Source organism: Streptomyces sp. NPDC020958 (assembly GCF_055562175.1).
On sequence record NZ_JBVHFU010000002.1, the window covers coordinates 224748 to 243153 of the forward strand.

Consider the following 18406-nt stretch of genomic DNA (forward strand, 5'->3'; position numbering starts at 1 on the left):
CGGCGGACCACGGGTCACCACGCTCCGACCGGGAGGCGGGGACCGTGAGAGGGCCGAGCAGTGGCATCAGCCGAGCTGGTGCATCCAGCCGTGCTTGTCCTCCGCCGTGCCGCGCTGGATGTCCAGGAGCGCCTCGCGGAGCCTGAGGGTGACCTCGCCGGGCTCGCCGCCCGACTGCTGCCACTCGGCGCCGGTCCGCTTGACCGTGCCGACCGGGGTGATCACGGCGGCCGTGCCGCAGGCGAAGACCTCGGTGAGGGTGCCGTTCTCCGAGTCGCGCTGCCACTGGTCGATGGAGACCCGGGCCTCCTCGGACTCGTAGCCGAGGTCGCGGGCGACGGTCAGCAGGCTGTCGCGGGTGACGCCCTCCAGGATGGACCCGGACAGGGTGGGGGTGACGATCTTGTTGCCGTACACGAAGTACAGGTTCATGCCGCCGAGTTCCTCGACCCACTTGTGCTCGACCGCGTCGAGGTAGCAGACCTGGTCGCAGCCCTGGGCGGCGGCCTCGGCCTGGGCGAGCAGGCTGGCCGCGTAGTTGCCGCCGGTCTTGGCGTCGCCCATGCCGCCGGGGACGGCGCGGACCCGGTCCTCGGAGGCCCAGATGGAGACCGGCTTGACGCCACCGGGGAAGTAGGCGCCGGCCGGCGAGGCGATGACCAGGAAGAGATACTCGTTGGCCGGCTTGACGCCCAGGCCGACCTCGGTGGCGATCATGAAGGGGCGCAGGTAGAGGGACTCCTCGCCGCCGTGCGCCGGGACCCAGTCCCGGTCCTGCTGGACCAGGACGTCACAGGCCTCGATGAAGGTCTCCACCGGCAGCTCGGGCATGGCGAGGCGGCGGGCGGAGCGCTGGAAGCGCTTGGCGTTCTGGTCGGGCCGGAAGGTGGCCACCGAGCCGTCGGGGCGGCGGTAGGCCTTCAGCCCCTCGAAGATCTCCTGGGCGTAGTGCAGGACGTTGGTGGCCGGGTCGAGCGGGATCGGCGCGTACGGGACGAGCTGGCCGTCGTGCCAACCGCGGCCCTCGGTCCACTTGATCGTCACCATGTGGTCGGTGAAGTGGCGGCCGAATCCGGGGTGGGCGAGGATCGCCTCGCGCTCGGCGGCGGCGGTGGGGTGCGCGGACGGCTTGAGCTCGATCGTGGGCGTCGTCATGAGTGGTAGTCCTTCACCGGTTGTAGTAGTGGCCGCGCTCACACCCTTGTCGTAGGACGTCCGAGCATTCCCTCATACCGCGGCTCCGCGTTCGATTATCGCGCGGGGGCCTGGGCGGAAGGAATCGGGGTGAAAGCGGACCCGGGGTTGATGGTGGCACCCGGTGGCAGGCACGGGGAAGCCGCCGGGTGCGTGTGCGACCCGGCGGCTTCTTGACGGAGGGAGAAGCCCGGCGGGTCAGCCGGCTACTCGTACGGCCAGCGCGTCGCCGATCTCCGAGGTGGAGCGGGCGGGCTTGCCCTGGCGTTCGGTGAGGTCGGCGGTGACCGCCTCCTCGACGCGGGCGGCCTCGGCCTCGTAGCCGAGGTGGCGCAGCAGCAGGGCGACGGACAGGACCGTGGCGGTGGGGTCCGCCTTGCCCTGGCCGGCGATGTCGGGCGCGGAACCGTGGACCGGCTCGAACATCGAGGGGAACTCGCGGGAGGGGTTGATGTTGCCGCTCGCCGCGACGCCGATGCCGCCGGAGACGGCCGCGGCGAGGTCGGTGATGATGTCGCCGAAGAGGTTGTCGGTGACGATCACGTCGAACCGGGCCGGGTCGGTGACCAGGTAGATGGTGGCCGCGTCGACGTGGATGTAGTCCGTGGTGACCTCGGGGAACTCCTCGGCCACCTTGTTGAAGATGTTCGTCCACAGGTGCCCCGCGAAGGTCAGCACGTTGTTCTTGTGGACCAGCGTGAGCTTCTTGCGGGGGCGGGCCTGGGCACGGGCGAAGGCGTCCCGGACGACCCGCTCGACACCGTAGGCGGTGTTGACGGACACCTCGGTGGCGACCTCGTGCTCGGTGCCCTTGCGGATGGTGCCGCCGTTGCCGGTGTACGGGCCCTCGGTGCCCTCGCGGACCACGACGAAGTCGATCTCGGGCTCGCCGGCCAGCGGGGTGGCGACACCGGGGAGGAGCTTCGACGGACGCAGGTTGACGTGGTGGTCGAAGGCGAAGCGGAGCTTCAGCAGGAAGCCGCGCTCCAGGACGCCGGACGGGACGCTCGGGTCGCCGATCGCGCCCAGCAGGATGGCGTCGTGCTGCTTCAGCGCGTCGAGGTCGGCGTCGGTGAGGGTCTCACCGGTGGCGTGGTAGCGCCGGGCGCCGAAGTCGTACTCCTTGGTCTCCAGCTTCACATCCTGCGGGAGGACGGCGGAGAGGACCTTGAGGCCTTCGGCCACGACTTCCTGCCCGATGCCGTCACCGGGGATCACTGCGAGATTGAGGATGCGAGAGCTTGCCGACATGCACAGCACCCTACTCCTCGTCCCATGGGATGACACGCACCGTCCGTCATGCGGACACCCGATGGGGGGTACCGCTCATCCCGTCGCCCGGCGTTCACCCGTATGTATGGCGGTTGTTGACGTGTGCTGGGCATCTTTGCGGCATGGACGTCCCCGACTTCGGTATTCCGCCGCGCCTCGCGGCCCGGATGAGCATGGCCGAGCAGTACGAGTATCTGCGCACCCGGCTGGTGAGCCGCCGCACCCTGGTGACGGCGGGCGCGGTGGCGGGCGGCGGTCTGCTGGCCGGCTGCTCGGGGAGGTCGGTGAGGCCGGCGCCGGCCACCTCGGCGGTCCGGGGTGCGGACGTCCCGCCGTTCGGCCGCCACCTCGCCTTCGGTGCCGACCCGGGACGGCAGATGCGAGTCTCCTGGCAGGTGCCCTCCCCCGTCCGCAAGCCGTTCGTCCGGATCGGGACCCGGCCCGACGACCTGGCCCGGCGCGTCGACGCGGAGGTACGGCATCTGCACACGCCGGGCGTGCCGGGCGTGCGCCCGGTGGTCGAGCAGTACTACCTGCACGCGGCGGTGGACGGCCTCGCCCCCGGCACCACCTATTACTACGGCGTCGGCCACGAGGGCCGGGACCCGGCCGCCCCGGCCCACCGCTCCGCCGTCGCCTCCTTCCGCACCGCGCCCGCGAGCCCGGAGCGGTTCGTGTTCACGGCCTTCGGCGACCAGGGCGTCAGTCAGGCCGGCCGGGCGAGCGACCACGCGCTGCTGCGGCAGGACCCGGCCTTCCACCTCCACGCGGGTGACATCTGCTACGCCGACGGCAACGGCGCCGGGAAGACCTCGGACGGCTACGACGCCCGCGAGTGGGACCGGTTCCTGAAGCAGAACGACCCGGTGGCGCGGTCGGTGCCGTGGATGGTGACGACCGGCAACCACGACATGGAGGCCTGGTACTCCCCCGACGGCTACGGCGGGCAGTACGCCCGCTTCGCCCTCCCGGACAACGGCTTCGACCCGCGCGGGGCACCGGGCGTGTACGCGTTCACCTACGGCAACGTCGGCTTCGTGGCGCTGGACGCGAACGACGTGTCGTACGAGATACCCGCCAACCTCGGTTACAGCGGCGGCCGGCAGACGGCGTGGCTGGAGCGGAAGCTCAAGGAGCTGCGGGCGGCCGGGGACGTGGACTTCGTCGTGGTCTTCTTCCACCACTGCGCGTACTCGACGTCCTCGCACGCCTCCGACGGCGGCGTGCGGGCGGCCTGGCTGCCGCTGTTCGACCGGTACCAGGTGGACCTGGTGATCAACGGGCACAACCACGTCTACGAGCGCACCGACGCGGTGCGGGACGGCCGGGTCGGCCGCGCGGTCCCGGTCGGCGGCTCGACCGATCCGACCCGGGACGGAATCGTGCACGTCACGGCGGGCGGCGGCGGGCGGGCCCTGTACGCGTTCCCCTCCGGGGTGAAGGACAGCTACGAGGGGCACGTCACCCGGCACGACGCGGTGGACAGCTTCCACTGGACCGAGGGGCAGCACAACGCGGCCGAGACGGTGGAGTGGTCGCGGGTGCGGTACACCGGCTTCTCCTTCCTCAAGGTCGAGGCGGAGACGGGTGCCGGCCCGCGGCTGAAGGTGTCGGCGCTGGCCCACGACGGGGCCCGGATCGACCACTTCGAGATACGGCGCGGCGGCTGATCCCGGAGTACGGCGCGGCGGTCCGGGCCACGCCGTACCCCGTGCGGGTGCGGCTCCCGATCAGAGGACCGCCGCCGGTCAGTGGCCGGTCTCGCCGCCGTTGTCACGGCGGTCGAGGGCGCGCTGGAGGGCGGCGGCCGCGTTCTTGCGCTCGGAGTCGCTCGTGCGGGACACGTGGCGGACTCGGCGGCGGACGGTCGTCTCGGCCATGGGAATCGACTCCTTCGGCATACGTGGAGTACGGCAGGGGGGTTACGAGACGCCGGAAGGGGCGGGGAGCGAAGGCCGCAGGGGTTGCCTGCACGGGGCCCGGCTCACGACCGCCATTCGCTTGATCGAGCGAGACGTTCGGCTCCTACAAAAGTAAGGGAGCGGCCCGCTTCTGTCTGCACAATTACTCGGACTTCCTACTATCTGAGACGGCGGGGTCGGCGGTCCGGCCCTGACCGGGCCTTTCGGCGAACCGCGCGGCGGCTACCAGGGGACCGGGCCGTGCCGGTCGATGAACCGGCCGGTGCCGGAGCCAGCCGGTTCGGTGGCGAGTCGGACGATCGCGTCGGTGCCCTCGGTGACGGTCTGCGGGCCGCTGTGCGCGTTGAGGTCGGTCGCCGTGTAGCCGGGGTCGACGGCGTTGACGCGGATGTCCTTGAAGGCCTTGGCGTACTGGGTGGTGAGCATGACCAGGGCCGCCTTGGAGGAGGTGTACAGCGGTGCCACGACGGTGGACTCGACGCGGTCCGGCTCGTGGGTGACGGCGACCGACCCCAGTCCGCTGCTGACGTTGACCACGACCGGGTCCGCCGATTCGCGCAGCAGCGGCAGGAACGCGGTGGTCGTGCGGATGACGCCGAAGAGGTTGACGTCGAAGACGGCGAGGCCGTCGGCGGCGGTGAGTTCGGCCGGGTCGGCGCCCGGTTCGGCGACACCGGCGTTGTTGACGAGGACGTCGATCCTGCCCTCGTGGGCGGCCACGTCGGCGGCCGCGGCGGCTACCGAGGCGTCGTCGGTGACGTCGATCCGCACGAACCGCGCGCCGAGCGCGTCCGCCGCGGCGGCGCCCTGCTCCGGGTCACGGGCGCCGACGAGCACGGTGTGGCCGAGCTCGACGAGACGGCGGGCGGTCTCCCGGCCGAGCCCCTTGTTGGCTCCGGTGATGAAGGTGATGGTCATGGTCCGATCCTGCGCGGCGCCCGGAGGCGGTGCCAGGGACGCCCGGACCGTAGGAACGGCGGTACCAGGATCGCCGAGGAGGCAGGATGGCGGACATGACCGGGAAAACGACGACCGACCTGGGGACCACCATCCGAGCCTGGCGGGAGCGGCTGTCACCGTCGGACCTGGGACTGCCGGTCGGCCGCGCCCGGCGCGCGCCGGGACTGCGCCGCGAGGAACTCGCCGAACGCGCGGGGGTGTCCGTCGACTACGTGGTCCGCCTGGAGCAGGGCCGGGCCACGGCGCCCTCCGGACAGGTGGTCGCCGCCCTCGCCCGCGCCCTGCGGCTGACCCGCACCGAGCGTGAGCACCTCTACCGCATGGCGGGGCTGCTGCCCCCGGACGACGGCCCGATCCCCGACCGGCTCCCGCCGGGCGTGCACCGCGTGCTGAACCGGCTCGGCGACGTGGCGGTCGCCGTGTTCACCGCGCACTGGCAGCTGCTGTGCTGGAACCCCGCCTGGGCCGCGCTGCTCGGCGACCCGTCGGACATCCCGCCCGAGCTGCGCAACCTCGCCCGCGAGCGGTTCCCGGTGGGCGGCGAGGCGGCCCGGCTCTCGGCGTGGCCGGTGCGGGTGGCGAACGGCGACGACTCCGACCTCGCGATCGTGTCGGACCTGCGCCGGGCCACCGGCCGCTTCCCGCACGACGCCCGGCTGGCCGGCCTGATCCACGAACTGGCCCAGGGCAACGAGCGGTTCGCCAGGCTCTGGGCGAACGGCACGGTGGCCGCCCACCGCGAGGACCGCAAGACGGTCGAGCATCCGGAGGTCGGGCCGGTGGAGGTGGACTGCGACGTCCTCACGGACGGCGATTCGGAACTGAAGATCGTGATCCTGTCGGCGGCGCCGGGCAGCTCGGACCAGGCCGGGCTGTGGGCCCTGTTCCGGCCGTGGGAACGGGGCGGGAAGCCTGCTCGTGGGTCAGGCTTCCCGCCCCGTGCTCGGGTGGAGTGACGGCGGGGGTCAGCCCATGTGCGGGTACGTGTAGTCGGTCGGCGGGACCAGGGTCTCCTTGATCGCCCGGGTCAGGGTCCAGCGCAGCAGGTTCTGCGGGGCACCGGCCTTGTCGTTGGTGCCGGAGGCCCGGCCGCCACCGAAGGGCTGCTGGCCGACGACGGCACCGGTCGACTTGTCGTTGATGTAGAAGTTGCCCGCCGCGTAGCGGAGCTTCTCCATCGTGTACGCGGCGGCCGCGCGGTCGTTGGCGATGACCGAACCCGTCAGCGCGTAGTCCGACACCGACTCCATCTGGGTCAGCATCTCGTCGTACTTGTCGTCCTCGTAGACGTGCACGGCGAGGAACGGGCCGAAGTACTCGGTGCGGAACACCTCGTTCTCCGGGTCGTCGCAGACGACGACCGTCGGGCGGACGAACCAGCCGACCGAGTCGTCGTAGGAGCCGCCCGCCACGATCTCGCAGGACGGGTCGGTCTTCGCGCGGTCGATCGCGGCCTTGTTCTTGGCGAAGGCACGCTCGTCGATCACGGCGCCGATGAAGTTCGACAGGTCGGTGACGTCACCCATGGTCAGGTAGTCGACCTCGGCGGCGAACTCCTCGCGGAAACCGGAGTTCCAGATGGACGCCGGAATGTAGGCGCGGGAGGTGGCGGAGCACTTCTGGCCCTGGTACTCGAAGGCACCGCGGGTCAGGGCGGTCTTGAGGACGGCCCGGTCGGCGCTCGGGTGGGCGACGAGGAAGTCCTTGCCGCCGGTCTCGCCCACCAGGCGCGGATAGGTGCGGTACTTCTCGATGTTGGCGCCGACCGTCTTCCACAGGTACTGGAAGGTCTTGGTGGAGCCGGTGAAGTGGATGCCGGCCAGGTCCCGGTGGTTCAGGGCGACCTCGGAGACCTCGATGCCGTCACCGGTGACCAGGTTGATGACGCCCTTGGGCAGACCGGCCTCCTCCAGCAGCCGCATCAGCAGGACGGCCGCGTGGGTCTGGGTCGGCGACGGCTTCCAGACGACGACGTTGCCCATGAGGGCGGGGGCCGTCGGCAGGTTGCCCGCGATGGCGGTGAAGTTGAACGGCGTGATCGCGTAGACGAAGCCCTCCAGGGGGCGGTGGTCCATGCGGTTCCAGACGCCCGGGGAGTTGGCCGGCGGCTGCTCGGCCAGGATCTGGCGGGCGTAGTGGACGTTGAACCGCCAGAAGTCGATCAGCTCGCAGGGCGTGTCGATCTCGGCCTGCTGGGCGGTCTTGGACTGGCCGAGCATGGTGGAGGCGGCGAGGGTCTCGCGCCAGGGGCCGGAGAGCAGTTCGGCGGCGCGCAGGATGATCGCGGCGCGGTCGTCGAAGGACATCGCGCGCCAGGCGGGCGCGGCGGCGAGGGCGGCGTCGACGGCGTCCTGGGCGTCCTGCCGGGTGGCGTGGCGGCCGGTGCCGATGACGGACTTGTGGTTGTGCGGCTGCACCACCTGGAAGGGCTCGCCGCCGCCGAGCCGCTTCTCGCCGCCGATCGTCATCGGCAGCTCGATCGGGTTCTCGGCGAGCTCCTTGAGCTTCGCCTCCAGGCGGGTGCGCTCGGCCGAGCCGGGGGCATAGCCGTGCACCGGCTCGTTGACGGGGGCGGGGACCTGGGTCACAGCGTCCATGGGTTCCGTAACTCCTTGTACGTGAGCGGGTGTTGAGGCTTGTCGAGCGGGGGTGGGTCTCAGCCCTTGCTGACCATCGAGCGCAGGAAGAACCGCAGGTTCGCCGGCTTCTCCGCGAGCCTGCGCATGAAGTAGCCGTACCAGTCGGTGCCGTAGGCGGTGTAGACGCGCATCCGGTGGCCTTCGGCGGCGAGCCGGAGGTGTTCGTCGCTGCGGATGCCGTACAGCATCTGGAACTCGTACTCGTCCGGCTTGCGTCCGGCGCGCCGGGCGAGTTCCTGGGCTATGGAGATCAGGCGCGGGTCGTGGGAGCCGACCATCGGGTACCCCTGGCCCTCCATCAGGATGCGCAGGACCCGCACGTACGCCTTGTCGATCTCGCTCTTCTGCTGGTGGGCGACCTCGGCGGGCTCCTTGTAGGCCCCCTTGACCAGGCGGACCCGGCTGCCCGCGGCGGCGAGGCGGCGGGCGTCGGCCTCGGTGCGGAAGAGGTAGGCCTGGATGACGCAGCCGGTCCCCGGGAAGTCCTTCCGCAGCTCCTCGTGGATGGCGAACATCGAGTCGAGGGTGGTGTGGTCCTCGGCGTCGAGGGTGACGGTCGTACCGATGGCGGCGGCGGCCTCGACGACGGGCCGGACGTTCGCGAGGGCCAGCTCGTGGCCGCCGGGCAGCGCCTGGCCGAACATGGACAGCTTGACCGACATCTCGACGCGCTCGCCTTGGCCCAGCGTGCGCAGGTGCTCGACGAGCGCCAGGTACGCGTCCCGGGCGGCGGCGGCCTGCTCGGGGCTGGTGATGTCCTCGCCGACGACGTCCATCGTCAGCTCCAGGCCGCGGCCCGTGAGCTCTTCGATGACCGGGACGATGTCACCGACCGTCTCACCGGGGATGAAGCGGTCGACGACCTGCTTCGTCACCGGGGCCGCCGAGATCAGGCGACGCATCCGGTCGCTGCGCGACGCGGCGAGAATCACGGGACCCAGCACGGGGCACCTCCACAACACATGCCGGAAAAGCCGCGATCCGACGATGTGGACACGGCAAGGGGAACCACCGTGAAAGGTAGGGATCTCTTTGATCGTCGGCCATCGACAGCTGTCACGCATCCGCGCCGGAGATCTCAGACAGATGTATGAAGGGGACCGCGGATTGCGGGAGAATGCCCGGGTGACGTCGGAATCCAAGGGTGACTACCAGGAGCTGGTCGACGAGATCTCGGAGCTGCTGGGTGTCCCCGCGACCCTGGAGAACCGCGACTTCGAGCTGATCGCCTTCGGGGCGTACGACAGCGAGGGCGACCTGGATCCGTCCGCGCTGGACCCGGTCCGCACCCGTTCGATCCTGACCCGGCGGTCCACGGCGGCGGTCCGCGCCTGGTTCGAGGGTTTCGGCATCACCCGGGCGACCGGCCCGGTCCGGATCCCGCCGACCCCGGAGGCGGGGGTGTACCGGGGAAGGATCTGCCTGCCGGTACGCCACCGGGGTGTCGTCCTCGGCTACGTCTGGCTGCTGGACGGCGATCCCGGCCCGACGGACGCCCAACTGGCCGCGGCCATGGGGGTGGCCGGGCGGATCGGCGCGCTGCTCGCGGACGAGGCGCAGGCCGGGGCGGGGCTGAGCCGGGAGCTGCGGGCGGTGCTGGTCGCGGAGCGCGGCTGGCAGCAGGACATGGCGGTGGCCGAGCTGCGCACGGCCCTGGGGACACGCGGCGACGGCCCGCACACGCTGGTCTGTGTCGCCCCCTGGCCGTCCGCCGACCCGGACGACGCCCCGTCCCCGCGCACGGTCCCGCACGCGACCGCGCTGTGCACGCTGCCGTGGGGGGCGACGGCGCACAGCCTCGTGGTACTGGTCCGGCTGCGCAGCACCCAGGTGGCCGCACCCGCCCTGGCGGCGGCGGCCCGGCTGCTCAGGGAGGCCGAGGAGGCCCGGCAGGCCGGTTCGGCGGCGGCCCGCGGGGCCGGGGCCCGGACGGCGGCGGCCGTGGCGGCGGGGTTCGCCGCGGGCCCGGCGGTGGCGTCGGTCGCGGGGGTGGGCGAGGCCAGGACCGGGCTGGCCGAGCTGGGCGCGGTCTGGCAGGAGGCCGCGGCGGCCGCCCGCGCCGCGCTGGCGGAACCCCGGTTCGGACCGGTGGCGCAGTGGGCGCGCATAGGCCCCTACCGGCTGCTGACCGCGCTGCCGCCGGAGGCGTCCCGCGACCCGGTGGTGGCCCCGCTGCTCACCGCGGCCCACCGCGAACTGGCCAGGACCGCCGAGGTCTACCTGGACTGCGCGGGCCAGGCGGGCCGCACGGCCGCGGCCCTCGGCATCCACCGGCAGACCCTCTACTACCGCCTGTCCCGCGTCGAACAGCTCACCGGCCTCGACCTGGACGACGGCGAGGACCGACTGCTGCTGCACATGGCCCTGAAGGGGGCCCGGCTGTAGCCGGCCGGACCGCTCGGGGGCCGGTGGTCAGGTCCGGCCCGCGGCCTCGATGATCTGGCGCAGGCCCTCGGTGAGGGTGTCGCCGTCGGGCGCGGTCTTCGGGTCGAAGGTCCACTGGGAGATCAGGCCGGACATCAGGGTCATGTAGAAGCGGCCCAGGGTGTCGGCGGTCTCGTCGGAGACCTCGTCCTCCGGCACGCCCATCAACAGCGAGGTCAGCCCCCGGCCGCCCTCGCGCTGGGCGCGCGCCAGCTGCTCGCGCACCTCCGGCAGCTGGTCGCCCATCGCCACGACCTCCACGCTGAGCCGCCACATCGTGCCGGGCTCACGCATGGTGGCGACGATGTTCGACCAGACCTCGCGGAACCGTTCCAGCGAGCCGGGCGCGCCGGTGAGGCCGGTGTCGTCGCCCTCGAAGGACATCTCCTCCACCAGCGCGATGTAGGCCTGGGCGAGCAGCGCGTCCTTGGAGCCGTAGTGGTAGCCGATCGAGGCGAGGTTGGTCCCCGACTCCCTGACGATGTCGCGCGCCGTCGTCCGCGCGAACCCCTTCTCGAGCAGGCAGCGCTTGGCGCCGTCCAGCAGATCCTCACGGTGTCCCATGCGGACCAGCCTACCCCCGGATCCATACGGACGTCCTAGACGCATGACTTATACAAGCGTTCTAGACACGCGTTTAATACACTCGTACATTCGGTGGCATGACGAACCCGAAGAGCACGACCGCCCCCGCACGTGCGGGGCGCCGCGAATGGACCGCGCTCGGCGTGCTGATGCTGCCGCTGCTGCTGGTCTCGATGGACGTCTCGGTCCTCTACTTCGCACTCCCGGCGATCGGCGCCGACCTCAGGCCGAGCGGCACCCAGCAGCTGTGGATCCTGGACATCTACGGCTTCGTCCTGGCCGGCCTGCTGATGACGATGGGCGCGCTCGGCGACCGCATCGGCCGCCGGCGCCTGCTGCTGTGCGGCGCCGCGGCCTTCGGCGGCGCCTCGCTGCTCGCGGCCTACGCCGACAGCGCCGGCACCCTCATCGCCGCCCGCGCGGTCCTCGGCGTCGGCGGCGCGACCCTGATGCCGTCGACGATGGCCCTGCTGCGCACCATGTTCACCGACCCCGGTCAGCGCGCGAAGGCGATCGGCCTGTGGTCCGGGGTGATGACGGGCGGGATCGCGCTCGGCTCGGTGATGAGCGGCATCCTCGTGGAGCACTTCTGGTGGGGCTCGGTCTTCCTGGTCAACCTCCCGGCGATGGCCCTGCTCCTGCTCCTCGGCCCGGTCCTGCTCCCGGAGTCGAGGAACCCCTCCCCCGGCCGCTTCGACTGGCTGAGCGTCCCGCTCTCGATGGCCGCCGTGCTCCCCGTGATCTACGGCGTCAAGGAGATCCCCTCCGAGGGCTGGCACCCGCTGTACGTCGTCTCGGTCACCGTCGGCCTGGGCTTCGCGGCCCTCTTCGTCCACCGCCAGCGCACCACCGGCTCCCCGCTGATCCCGCCCGCGCTGCTCAGGGGCCGCGGCTTCACCCCGGCGCTGGTCCTGAACCTCGTCGCCTCACTCGCCATGATGGGCTCGGCGATCTTCACCACGCAGTACCTGCAGTCGGTCCTCGGGATGAGCCCGCTCGCGGCCGCGCTGTGGAGCCTGGTGCCCTCGGTGTTCATCGGGGTCGCGGGTCCCCTCACCGCACACCTGGTGCAGCGGGGCGTGGACCGCGGATACGTCGTCGCGGGCGGCTTCGCGGCGATGGCCGCCGGGTTCGTCCTGCTCGCCCTCCTCGGCACCGACTCGCTGTGGCTGGTGCTGACCGGGGCCGGGGTGCTCGCCTGCGGGATGGTGGCGATCATGTCCCAGCTGACCGACCTGGCGATGGGCGGGGCGCCGGTGGAACGGGCGGGCACGGCCTCCGCCCTGCTGGAGACCAGCGCGGAGTTCGGCGGGGCGCTCGGCATGGCCGTGCTCGGGTCGATAGGCACCGCCGTCTACCGCCACGAGATGCCGGCCACGGCTCCGTCGGGCGCCCGCGAGACGCTGAGCGGCGCGCTCGCCACGGCGGCGGGGTTGCCCGGCCGGGCCGGTGAGTCCCTGCTGGCCACCGCGAGGGAGGCGTTCACCAGCGGGATGCAGGGGGCGGCGATCGCGGGGGCGGTGCTGCTGGTGGCGGCCGCGGTGGGAGCGGGGGTGACGCTGCGCGACGCCGGCGACTAGGCGGACGCGCGAACGCCGGGTGGGCCGACTTCCGTCGGTCCACCCGGCGTTCGTGGCGTTGTCGCTAGACCAGGTTGACGGAGCGGGCCGACGTGGCGCCGATCTCCGTCTCGACCTCGGCCAGCACGGCCGGGGCGACCGTGTCGTCCACGGTGAGGACGGCCAGCGCCTCGCCGCCCACCGCCGCGCGGGCCACCTGCATGCCGGCGATGTTGATGCCCGCCTCGCCGAGGATGCGGCCGACGGTGCCGACGACGCCCGGCCGGTCCTCGTAGCGCAGGACCAGCAGGTGGTCGGCGACGGCGAGGTCGACGTCGTAGTCGCCGACCGCGACGATCTTCTGGATGTGCTTGGGGCCGGCCAGCGTGCCGGACACCGACACCTCCTCGCCGTCGGAGAGGGTGCCGCGCACGGTCACCACGTTGCGGTGGTCGCTGGCCTCGGAGCTGGTGGTGAGGCGGACCTCGACGCCCCGCTCCTGGGCGAACAGCGGCGCGTTGACGTAGGAGACGGTCTCGTCGACGACGTCCTCGAAGACACCCTTGAGCGCGGACAGCTCCAGCACCTTCACGTCGTGCTGGGTGATCTCGCCGTAGACCTCGACGTCGAGGCGGACCGCGACCTCGCCCGCGAGCGCGGTGAAGATGCGGCCGAGGCGCTCGGCGAGGGGCAGGCCCGGCTTGACGTCCTCGGCGATGACACCGCCCTGGACGTTCACCGCGTCCGGGACCAGCTCGCCGGCGAGCGCGAGGCGGACGGACTTGGCGACCGCGATACCGGCCTTCTCCTGGGCCTCGTCGGTGGAGGCGCCGAGGTGCGGGGTGCAGACGACCTGGTCCAGCTCGAAGAGCGGGGAGTCGGTGCACGGCTCCTTCGCGTACACGTCGAGGCCGGCGCCGGCGACCCGGCCCTCCTTGAGCGCCGCGTACAGCGCCTCCTCGTCGACGATGCCACCACGGGCGGCGTTGACGATGCGCACGGACGGCTTGACCTTGCGCAGCGCCTCGTCGCCGATCAGACCGACCGTCTCTGGGGTCTTCGGGAGGTGCACGGTGATGAAGTCGGCGACCTCGAGCAGCTCGTCGAGGGAGAGCACCTTGACGCCCATCTGGGCGGCGCGCGCGGGCTGGATGTAGGGGTCGTAGGCGACGACCTTCATGCCGAACGCGGACATCCGCTGCGCGACCAGGGCGCCGATCCGGCCGAGGCCGACCACGCCGAGGGTCTTCTCGGCGAGCTCGACGCCGGTGTACTTGCTGCGCTTCCACTCGCCGTTCTTCAGCGCGGAGTTCGCCTGCGGGATGTGCCGCGCGGTGGAGATCAGCAGACCGCAGGCCAGCTCGGCGGCGGTCACGATGTTGGAGGTCGGAGCGTTCACGACCATCACGCCGGCCTTGGTGGCGGCGGAGACGTCCACGTTGTCCAGGCCGACGCCGGCTCGCGCGACGACCTTGAGCTTCTTCGCCGCGGCGATGGCCTCGGCGTCGACCTTGGTGGCGGAGCGGATCAGGATCGCGTCCACGTCGGCGATGGCGGGGAGCAGTTCGGCTCGGTCTGCTCCGTTGGCGTGCCGGATCTCGAAGTCCGGGCCCAGCGCGTCGACAGTGGCGGGCGACAGCTCTTCAGCGATGAGTACGACAGGTTTCGAGCTCACGTGAGTCCTCACAGGTCCAATGCGGACGGCCGTCCCGACGGCCGCAGGCGGTGGAGGGGGGAGCGGCGCCGAGGAATGTGCGGTGCGGTCCCGCGCCCGCCGCGGCAGCGGCTGTGTGTCACAGCCGGTGCGTGCTCTCGGTGTGCCGGGCGAAGGTCCTCGTAGCGGAGCTACCAGGGCCTTTGACCGGTGCGGCGAGAGTGCGTGCCGGGCGGCGTGGGGCTGTGCCGCACATTCCTCGGTGTCGCTAAGCCGCGGAGACGCACGACGCTGTGGGCCTGACGCGTATGTAGTACGGCAGTGTAGTGGCGTGGCGGTGGTCGTCCTGCGCCTCTGCGGAAGGATCACCCGTCCGAGATTCGACGGGGTGGACAACGGGGCCGGAGCAGTGCGCTCCGGCCCCGTCGCTGAGGCTTACGCCTCCTCGTTCACCCAGCTCATCAGCTTGCGCAGCTGCTTGCCGGTGGTCTCCAGCAGGTGCTCGGAGTCCGCGGTCTTGTACTCGTTGTACTTCTTCAGACCGCCGTGGTACTCCTCCATCCAGTTGTTGGCGAAGGTGCCGTCCTGGATCTCCGCGAGGACCTTCTTCATCTCGGCCTTGGTGGCGTCGGTGATGATCCGCGGGCCGGTGACGTAGTCGCCCCACTCGGCGGTCTCGGAGACCGACCAGCGCATCTTCTCCAGGCCGCCCTCGTACATCAGGTCGACGATGAGCTTCAGCTCGTGCAGGCACTCGAAGTAGGCGATCTCCGGCTGGTAGCCGGCCTCGACCAAGGTCTCGAAACCGGCCTTGACCAGGGCGGAGGTGCCACCGCAGAGAACGGCCTGCTCGCCGAAGAGGTCGGTCTCGGTCTCCTCGGTGAAGGTCGTCTTGATGACGCCGGCGCGGGTGCCGCCGATGCCCTTGGCGTACGACAGGGCCAGCGCGAAGCCGTTGCCGGTGGCGTCCTGCTCGACGGCCACGATGCAGGGGACGCCGCGGCCCTCCTCGTACTGGCGGCGCACCAGGTGGCCCGGGCCCTTAGGGGCGACCATGCAGACGTCGACGCCGGCCGGGGGCTTGATGAAGCCGAAGCGGATGTTCAGGCCGTGACCGAAGAACAGGGCGTCGCCGTCGTTCAGGTTGGGGGCGATCGACTCCTCGTAGACCTTGGCCTGGATCGGGTCCGGCACCAGGATCATGATGACGTCGGCCTCGGCGGCAGCCTCGGACGGGGTCACCACGCGCAGGCCCTGCTCCTCGGCCTTCGCCTTGGACTGGGAGCCCTCGTGCAGACCGACACGGACGTCAACACCGGAGTCGCGCAGCGACAGCGCGTGGGCGTGGCCCTGGCTGCCGTAGCCGATGACCGCGACCTTGCGGCCCTGGATGATGGACAGGTCGGCGTCAGCGTCGTAGAACAGCTCGGCCACTTTGGGTTCTCTCCTTGGTGTGCAGATGTTGCGTCCCACCGTATGACGGCGGGGGGAAGGGAAGTCTCGGGGTCTCGGCATACGGGCGGCCGACGGCCGTCGGCCGCCCGTGTCAAGCCAGGGTTCAAGCCTTACGCAGAACGGTCGAGGGCGCGCAGCGAGCGGTCCGTGATCGACCGGGCGCCGCGGCCGATCGCGATGGTGCCGGACTGGACCAGTTCCTTGATGCCGAACGGCTCCAGCATCTTGAGCATGGCGGTCAGCTTCTCGCTGCTTCCGGTGGCCTCGATGGTGACGGCCTCCGGGGAGACGTCGACGGTCTTGGCACGGAACAGCTGGACGATCTCCACGATCTGGGAGCGCGTCTCGTTGTCGGCGCGCACCTTCACCAGAACGAGTTCCCGCTGAACGGCCGAACCCGGCTCCAGTTCGACGATCTTCAGCACCTCGACGAGCTTGTTGAGCTGCTTGGTGACCTGTTCGAGCGGCAGGGCCTCGACGCTCACCACGATCGTGATGCGGGAGATGTCGGCGTGCTCGGTGACCCCGACGGCGAGCGAGTCGATGTTGAAGCCCCGGCGGGAGAAGAGGGCCGCGATCCGGGCCAGGATGCCCGGCTTGTTCTCCACCAGGACGGAGAGCGTGTGCTTGGACATGTTTTCTGCGTCTCTCTCGCTCAGTCGTCTTCGTTGTCGCCGAAGTCGGGGCGGACGTCCCGGGCGGCCAGGATCTCGTCGTTGGAGGTGCCGGCGGCGACCATCGGCCACACCATGGCGTCCTCGTGGACGATGAAGTCGACGACGACGGGGCGGTCGTTGATGGAGTTCGCCTCTTCGATGACCTTGTCGAGGTCGTCCGGGGACTCGCAGCGAATGGCGTGGCAGCCCATGGCCTCCGACAGCTTGACGAAGTCGGGGACACGGGTGCCGCGCGCGTCCGGGTTGACGTCGTCCGGCCCGGAGTGCAGCACCGTGTTGGAGTACCGCTGGTTGTAGAAGAGGGTCTGCCACTGGCGGACCATCCCGAGGGCGCCGTTGTTGATGATGGCGACCTTGATCGGGATGTTGTTCAGGGCGCAGGTGGTGAGCTCCTGGTTGGTCATCTGGAAGCAGCCGTCGCCGTCGACCGCCCAGACGGTGTTGCCGGGCGCGCCGGCCTTGGCGCCCATGGCGGCCGGGACCGCGTAGCCCATGGTTCCGGCGCCGCCGGAGTTCAGCCAGGTGGCGGGCTTCTCGTACCGGATGAAGTGCGCGGCCCACATCTGGTGCTGGCCGACGCCCGCCGCGAAGATCGTGCCCTCCGGGGCGAGCTGCCCGATCCGCTCGATGACCTGCTGCGGGGAGAGCGAGCCGTTGTCCGGCTGGTCGTAGCCGAGCGGGTAGGTGTCGCGCCACCGGGAGAGGTCCTTCCACCAGGCGGTGTAGTCGCCCTGGTGGCCCTCGCTGTGCTCCTTCTGCACGGCCTGGATCAGGTCGGCGATGACCTCGCGGGCGTCCCCGACGATCGGCACGTCGGCGGCGCGGTTCTTGCCGATCTCCGCGGGGTCGATGTCGGCGTGGACGATCTTCGCGTACGGGGCGAAGCTGTCCAGCTTGCCGGTGACACGGTCGTCGAAGCGGGCTCCGAGGGCGACGATCAGGTCGGCCTTCTGCAGCGCGGTGACGGCGGTGACCGCACCGTGCATGCCCGGCATTCCCACGTGCAGCGGGTGGCTGTCGGGGAATGCGCCGAGCGCCATCAGGGTGGTGGTGACGGGCGCTCCGGTGAGTTCGGCGAGGACCTTCAGCTCGGCGGTGGCGCGCGCCTTGATGACGCCGCCGCCGACGTAGAGGACGGGCCGCTTCGCGGAGGTGATCAGCTTGGCGGCCTCGCGGATCTGCTTGGCGTGCGGCTTGGTCACCGGGCGGTAGCCGGGCAGGTCCATGACCGGCGGCCAGGAGAAGGTGGTCTTCGCCTGGAGGGCGTCCTTGGCGATGTCGACCAGGACCGGGCCGGGACGGCCGGTCGAGGCGATGTGGAACGCCTGGGCGATGGTCCGCGGGATGTCCTCGGCCTTGGTGACCAGGAAGTTGTGCTTGGTGATCGGCATGGTGATGCCGACGATGTCCGCCTCCTGGAAGGCGTCCGTGCCGATCGAGGAGGACGCGACCTGCCCGGTGATCGCCACGAGCGGCACCGAGTCCATGTGCGCGTCCGCGATAGGCGTCACCAGGTTGGTGGCACCCGGGCCGCTGGTCGCCATGCAGACGCCGACCTTGCCGGTGGCCTGCGCGTAGCCGGTGGCGGCGTGACCGGCGCCCTGCTCGTGCCGGCACAGGACGTGGCGCACCCGGGTGGAGTCCATCAGCGGGTCGTAGGCGGGCAGGATCGCGCCGCCGGGGATGCCGAATACCGTGTCAGCGCCGACCTCCTCGAGGGAGCGGATGAGGGACTTCGCACCCGTGACGTGCTCGACGGGGGCGGACTGCTGTCCTCCGGAACGGGGCCGCGGCTGCGGATGGTGGGCCGCGGCGCTCTGCTCGGTCATCGGCATTCTCTTCTCGATGCTGAGGGTTTTTGCGAGGTTCGTACGGGATTCTGCTGCCGTACGCATGCTGTACGAGTGGTGCTGGTGCAACAAAAAACCCCTCGTGCCAAAAGGCAAGCGAGGGGAGCGCGCCGGTGTGGTCGCTGGGGTTTCCGGAGCCGTCTCCGGTGGGTCCCAGCTCAGCCGACGCGCTGTCCAAGTACGAGAATTCGGGTGCGCATGGGACTGACCCTCCC

General features: G+C 71.0%; 15 protein-coding genes. 4 read left to right on the forward strand and 11 right to left on the reverse strand.

The annotated features are described in order from the left end of the window. Positions 1–66: 66 nt before the first annotated feature. Positions 67–1155 carry a branched-chain amino acid aminotransferase gene (locus ACZ3KP_RS06890; RefSeq protein ID WP_358974892.1) on the reverse strand — a complete coding sequence of 363 codons (1089 nt, stop codon included), beginning with the start codon at positions 1153–1155 and terminating at the stop codon, positions 67–69. A gap of 237 nt (positions 1156–1392) precedes the next feature. After that, positions 1393–2445: a 3-isopropylmalate dehydrogenase gene (locus ACZ3KP_RS06895; protein WP_467497044.1), complete on the reverse strand. Its 1053-nt coding sequence runs from the start codon at positions 2443–2445 to the stop codon at positions 1393–1395. 143 nt (positions 2446–2588) lie between these two features. On the opposite strand from ACZ3KP_RS06895, the gene ACZ3KP_RS06900 reads away from it, so the two are divergent. Beyond that, positions 2589–4136, forward strand: a complete 1548-nt coding sequence (locus ACZ3KP_RS06900; protein ID WP_467497046.1) for a purple acid phosphatase family protein — start codon at positions 2589–2591, stop codon at positions 4134–4136. Between the two features lie 78 nt (positions 4137–4214). Here ACZ3KP_RS06900 and ACZ3KP_RS06905 read toward each other — a convergent pair whose 3' ends face one another. Then, a complete protein-coding gene (locus tag ACZ3KP_RS06905; protein ID WP_132889751.1) occupies positions 4215–4346 on the reverse strand; it encodes a hypothetical protein in 132 nt (43 codons plus the stop codon). A gap of 264 nt (positions 4347–4610) precedes the next feature. Further along, positions 4611–5306 (reverse strand): SDR family NAD(P)-dependent oxidoreductase, encoded by a 696-nt coding sequence (locus tag ACZ3KP_RS06910; RefSeq protein WP_467497049.1) that lies wholly within the window; start codon positions 5304–5306, stop codon positions 4611–4613. Between the two features lie 95 nt (positions 5307–5401). Between ACZ3KP_RS06910 and ACZ3KP_RS06915 the strand changes: the two genes are divergently transcribed. Beyond that, positions 5402–6304 (forward strand): helix-turn-helix transcriptional regulator, encoded by a 903-nt coding sequence (locus ACZ3KP_RS06915; protein ID WP_467497051.1) that lies wholly within the window; start codon positions 5402–5404, stop codon positions 6302–6304. A gap of 9 nt (positions 6305–6313) precedes the next feature. Here ACZ3KP_RS06915 and pruA read toward each other — a convergent pair whose 3' ends face one another. Next, the gene (gene pruA / locus ACZ3KP_RS06920; protein ID WP_467497053.1) at positions 6314–7945 is read right to left on the reverse strand and encodes an L-glutamate gamma-semialdehyde dehydrogenase; all 1632 of its coding nucleotides are present in this window, start codon (positions 7943–7945) and stop codon (positions 6314–6316) included. A 59-nt stretch (positions 7946–8004) separates the two neighbouring features. Next, positions 8005–8931: a proline dehydrogenase family protein gene (locus ACZ3KP_RS06925; RefSeq protein ID WP_467497055.1), complete on the reverse strand. Its 927-nt coding sequence runs from the start codon at positions 8929–8931 to the stop codon at positions 8005–8007. A gap of 142 nt (positions 8932–9073) precedes the next feature. Between ACZ3KP_RS06925 and ACZ3KP_RS06930 the strand changes: the two genes are divergently transcribed. Next, positions 9074–10372, forward strand: a complete 1299-nt coding sequence (locus ACZ3KP_RS06930; RefSeq protein WP_467497057.1) for a PucR family transcriptional regulator — start codon at positions 9074–9076, stop codon at positions 10370–10372. 27 nt (positions 10373–10399) lie between these two features. Here the strand turns inward: ACZ3KP_RS06930 and ACZ3KP_RS06935 are convergent, their stop codons facing one another. Beyond that, entirely contained in the window at positions 10400–10975 is a 576-nt protein-coding gene (locus ACZ3KP_RS06935) for a TetR/AcrR family transcriptional regulator (RefSeq protein ID WP_358974874.1), read from the reverse strand. A gap of 98 nt (positions 10976–11073) precedes the next feature. Here ACZ3KP_RS06935 and ACZ3KP_RS06940 point away from each other — a divergent pair, with 98 nt between their 5' ends. After that, on the forward strand, positions 11074–12576 hold the full coding sequence (locus ACZ3KP_RS06940) for an MFS transporter (RefSeq protein WP_360561624.1): 1503 nt from the start codon (positions 11074–11076) through the stop codon (positions 12574–12576). Between the two features lie 64 nt (positions 12577–12640). Here ACZ3KP_RS06940 and serA read toward each other — a convergent pair whose 3' ends face one another. From serA to ACZ3KP_RS06960, 4 genes are all read right to left on the reverse strand, one after another. Beyond that, positions 12641–14230 (reverse strand): phosphoglycerate dehydrogenase, encoded by a 1590-nt coding sequence (gene serA / locus ACZ3KP_RS06945; protein ID WP_467497060.1) that lies wholly within the window; start codon positions 14228–14230, stop codon positions 12641–12643. A 414-nt stretch (positions 14231–14644) separates the two neighbouring features. Beyond that, positions 14645–15643, reverse strand: coding sequence for a ketol-acid reductoisomerase (ilvC, locus tag ACZ3KP_RS06950; RefSeq protein WP_358974865.1), 999 nt, complete (start codon positions 15641–15643; stop codon positions 14645–14647). A gap of 131 nt (positions 15644–15774) precedes the next feature. Next, positions 15775–16299, reverse strand: coding sequence for an acetolactate synthase small subunit (ilvN, locus tag ACZ3KP_RS06955; protein WP_046726929.1), 525 nt, complete (start codon positions 16297–16299; stop codon positions 15775–15777). Positions 16300–16319: 20 nt separating this feature from the next. Continuing rightward, positions 16320–18170 (reverse strand): acetolactate synthase large subunit, encoded by a 1851-nt coding sequence (locus ACZ3KP_RS06960; RefSeq protein ID WP_467497062.1) that lies wholly within the window; start codon positions 18168–18170, stop codon positions 16320–16322. Positions 18171–18406 lie beyond the last annotated feature (236 nt).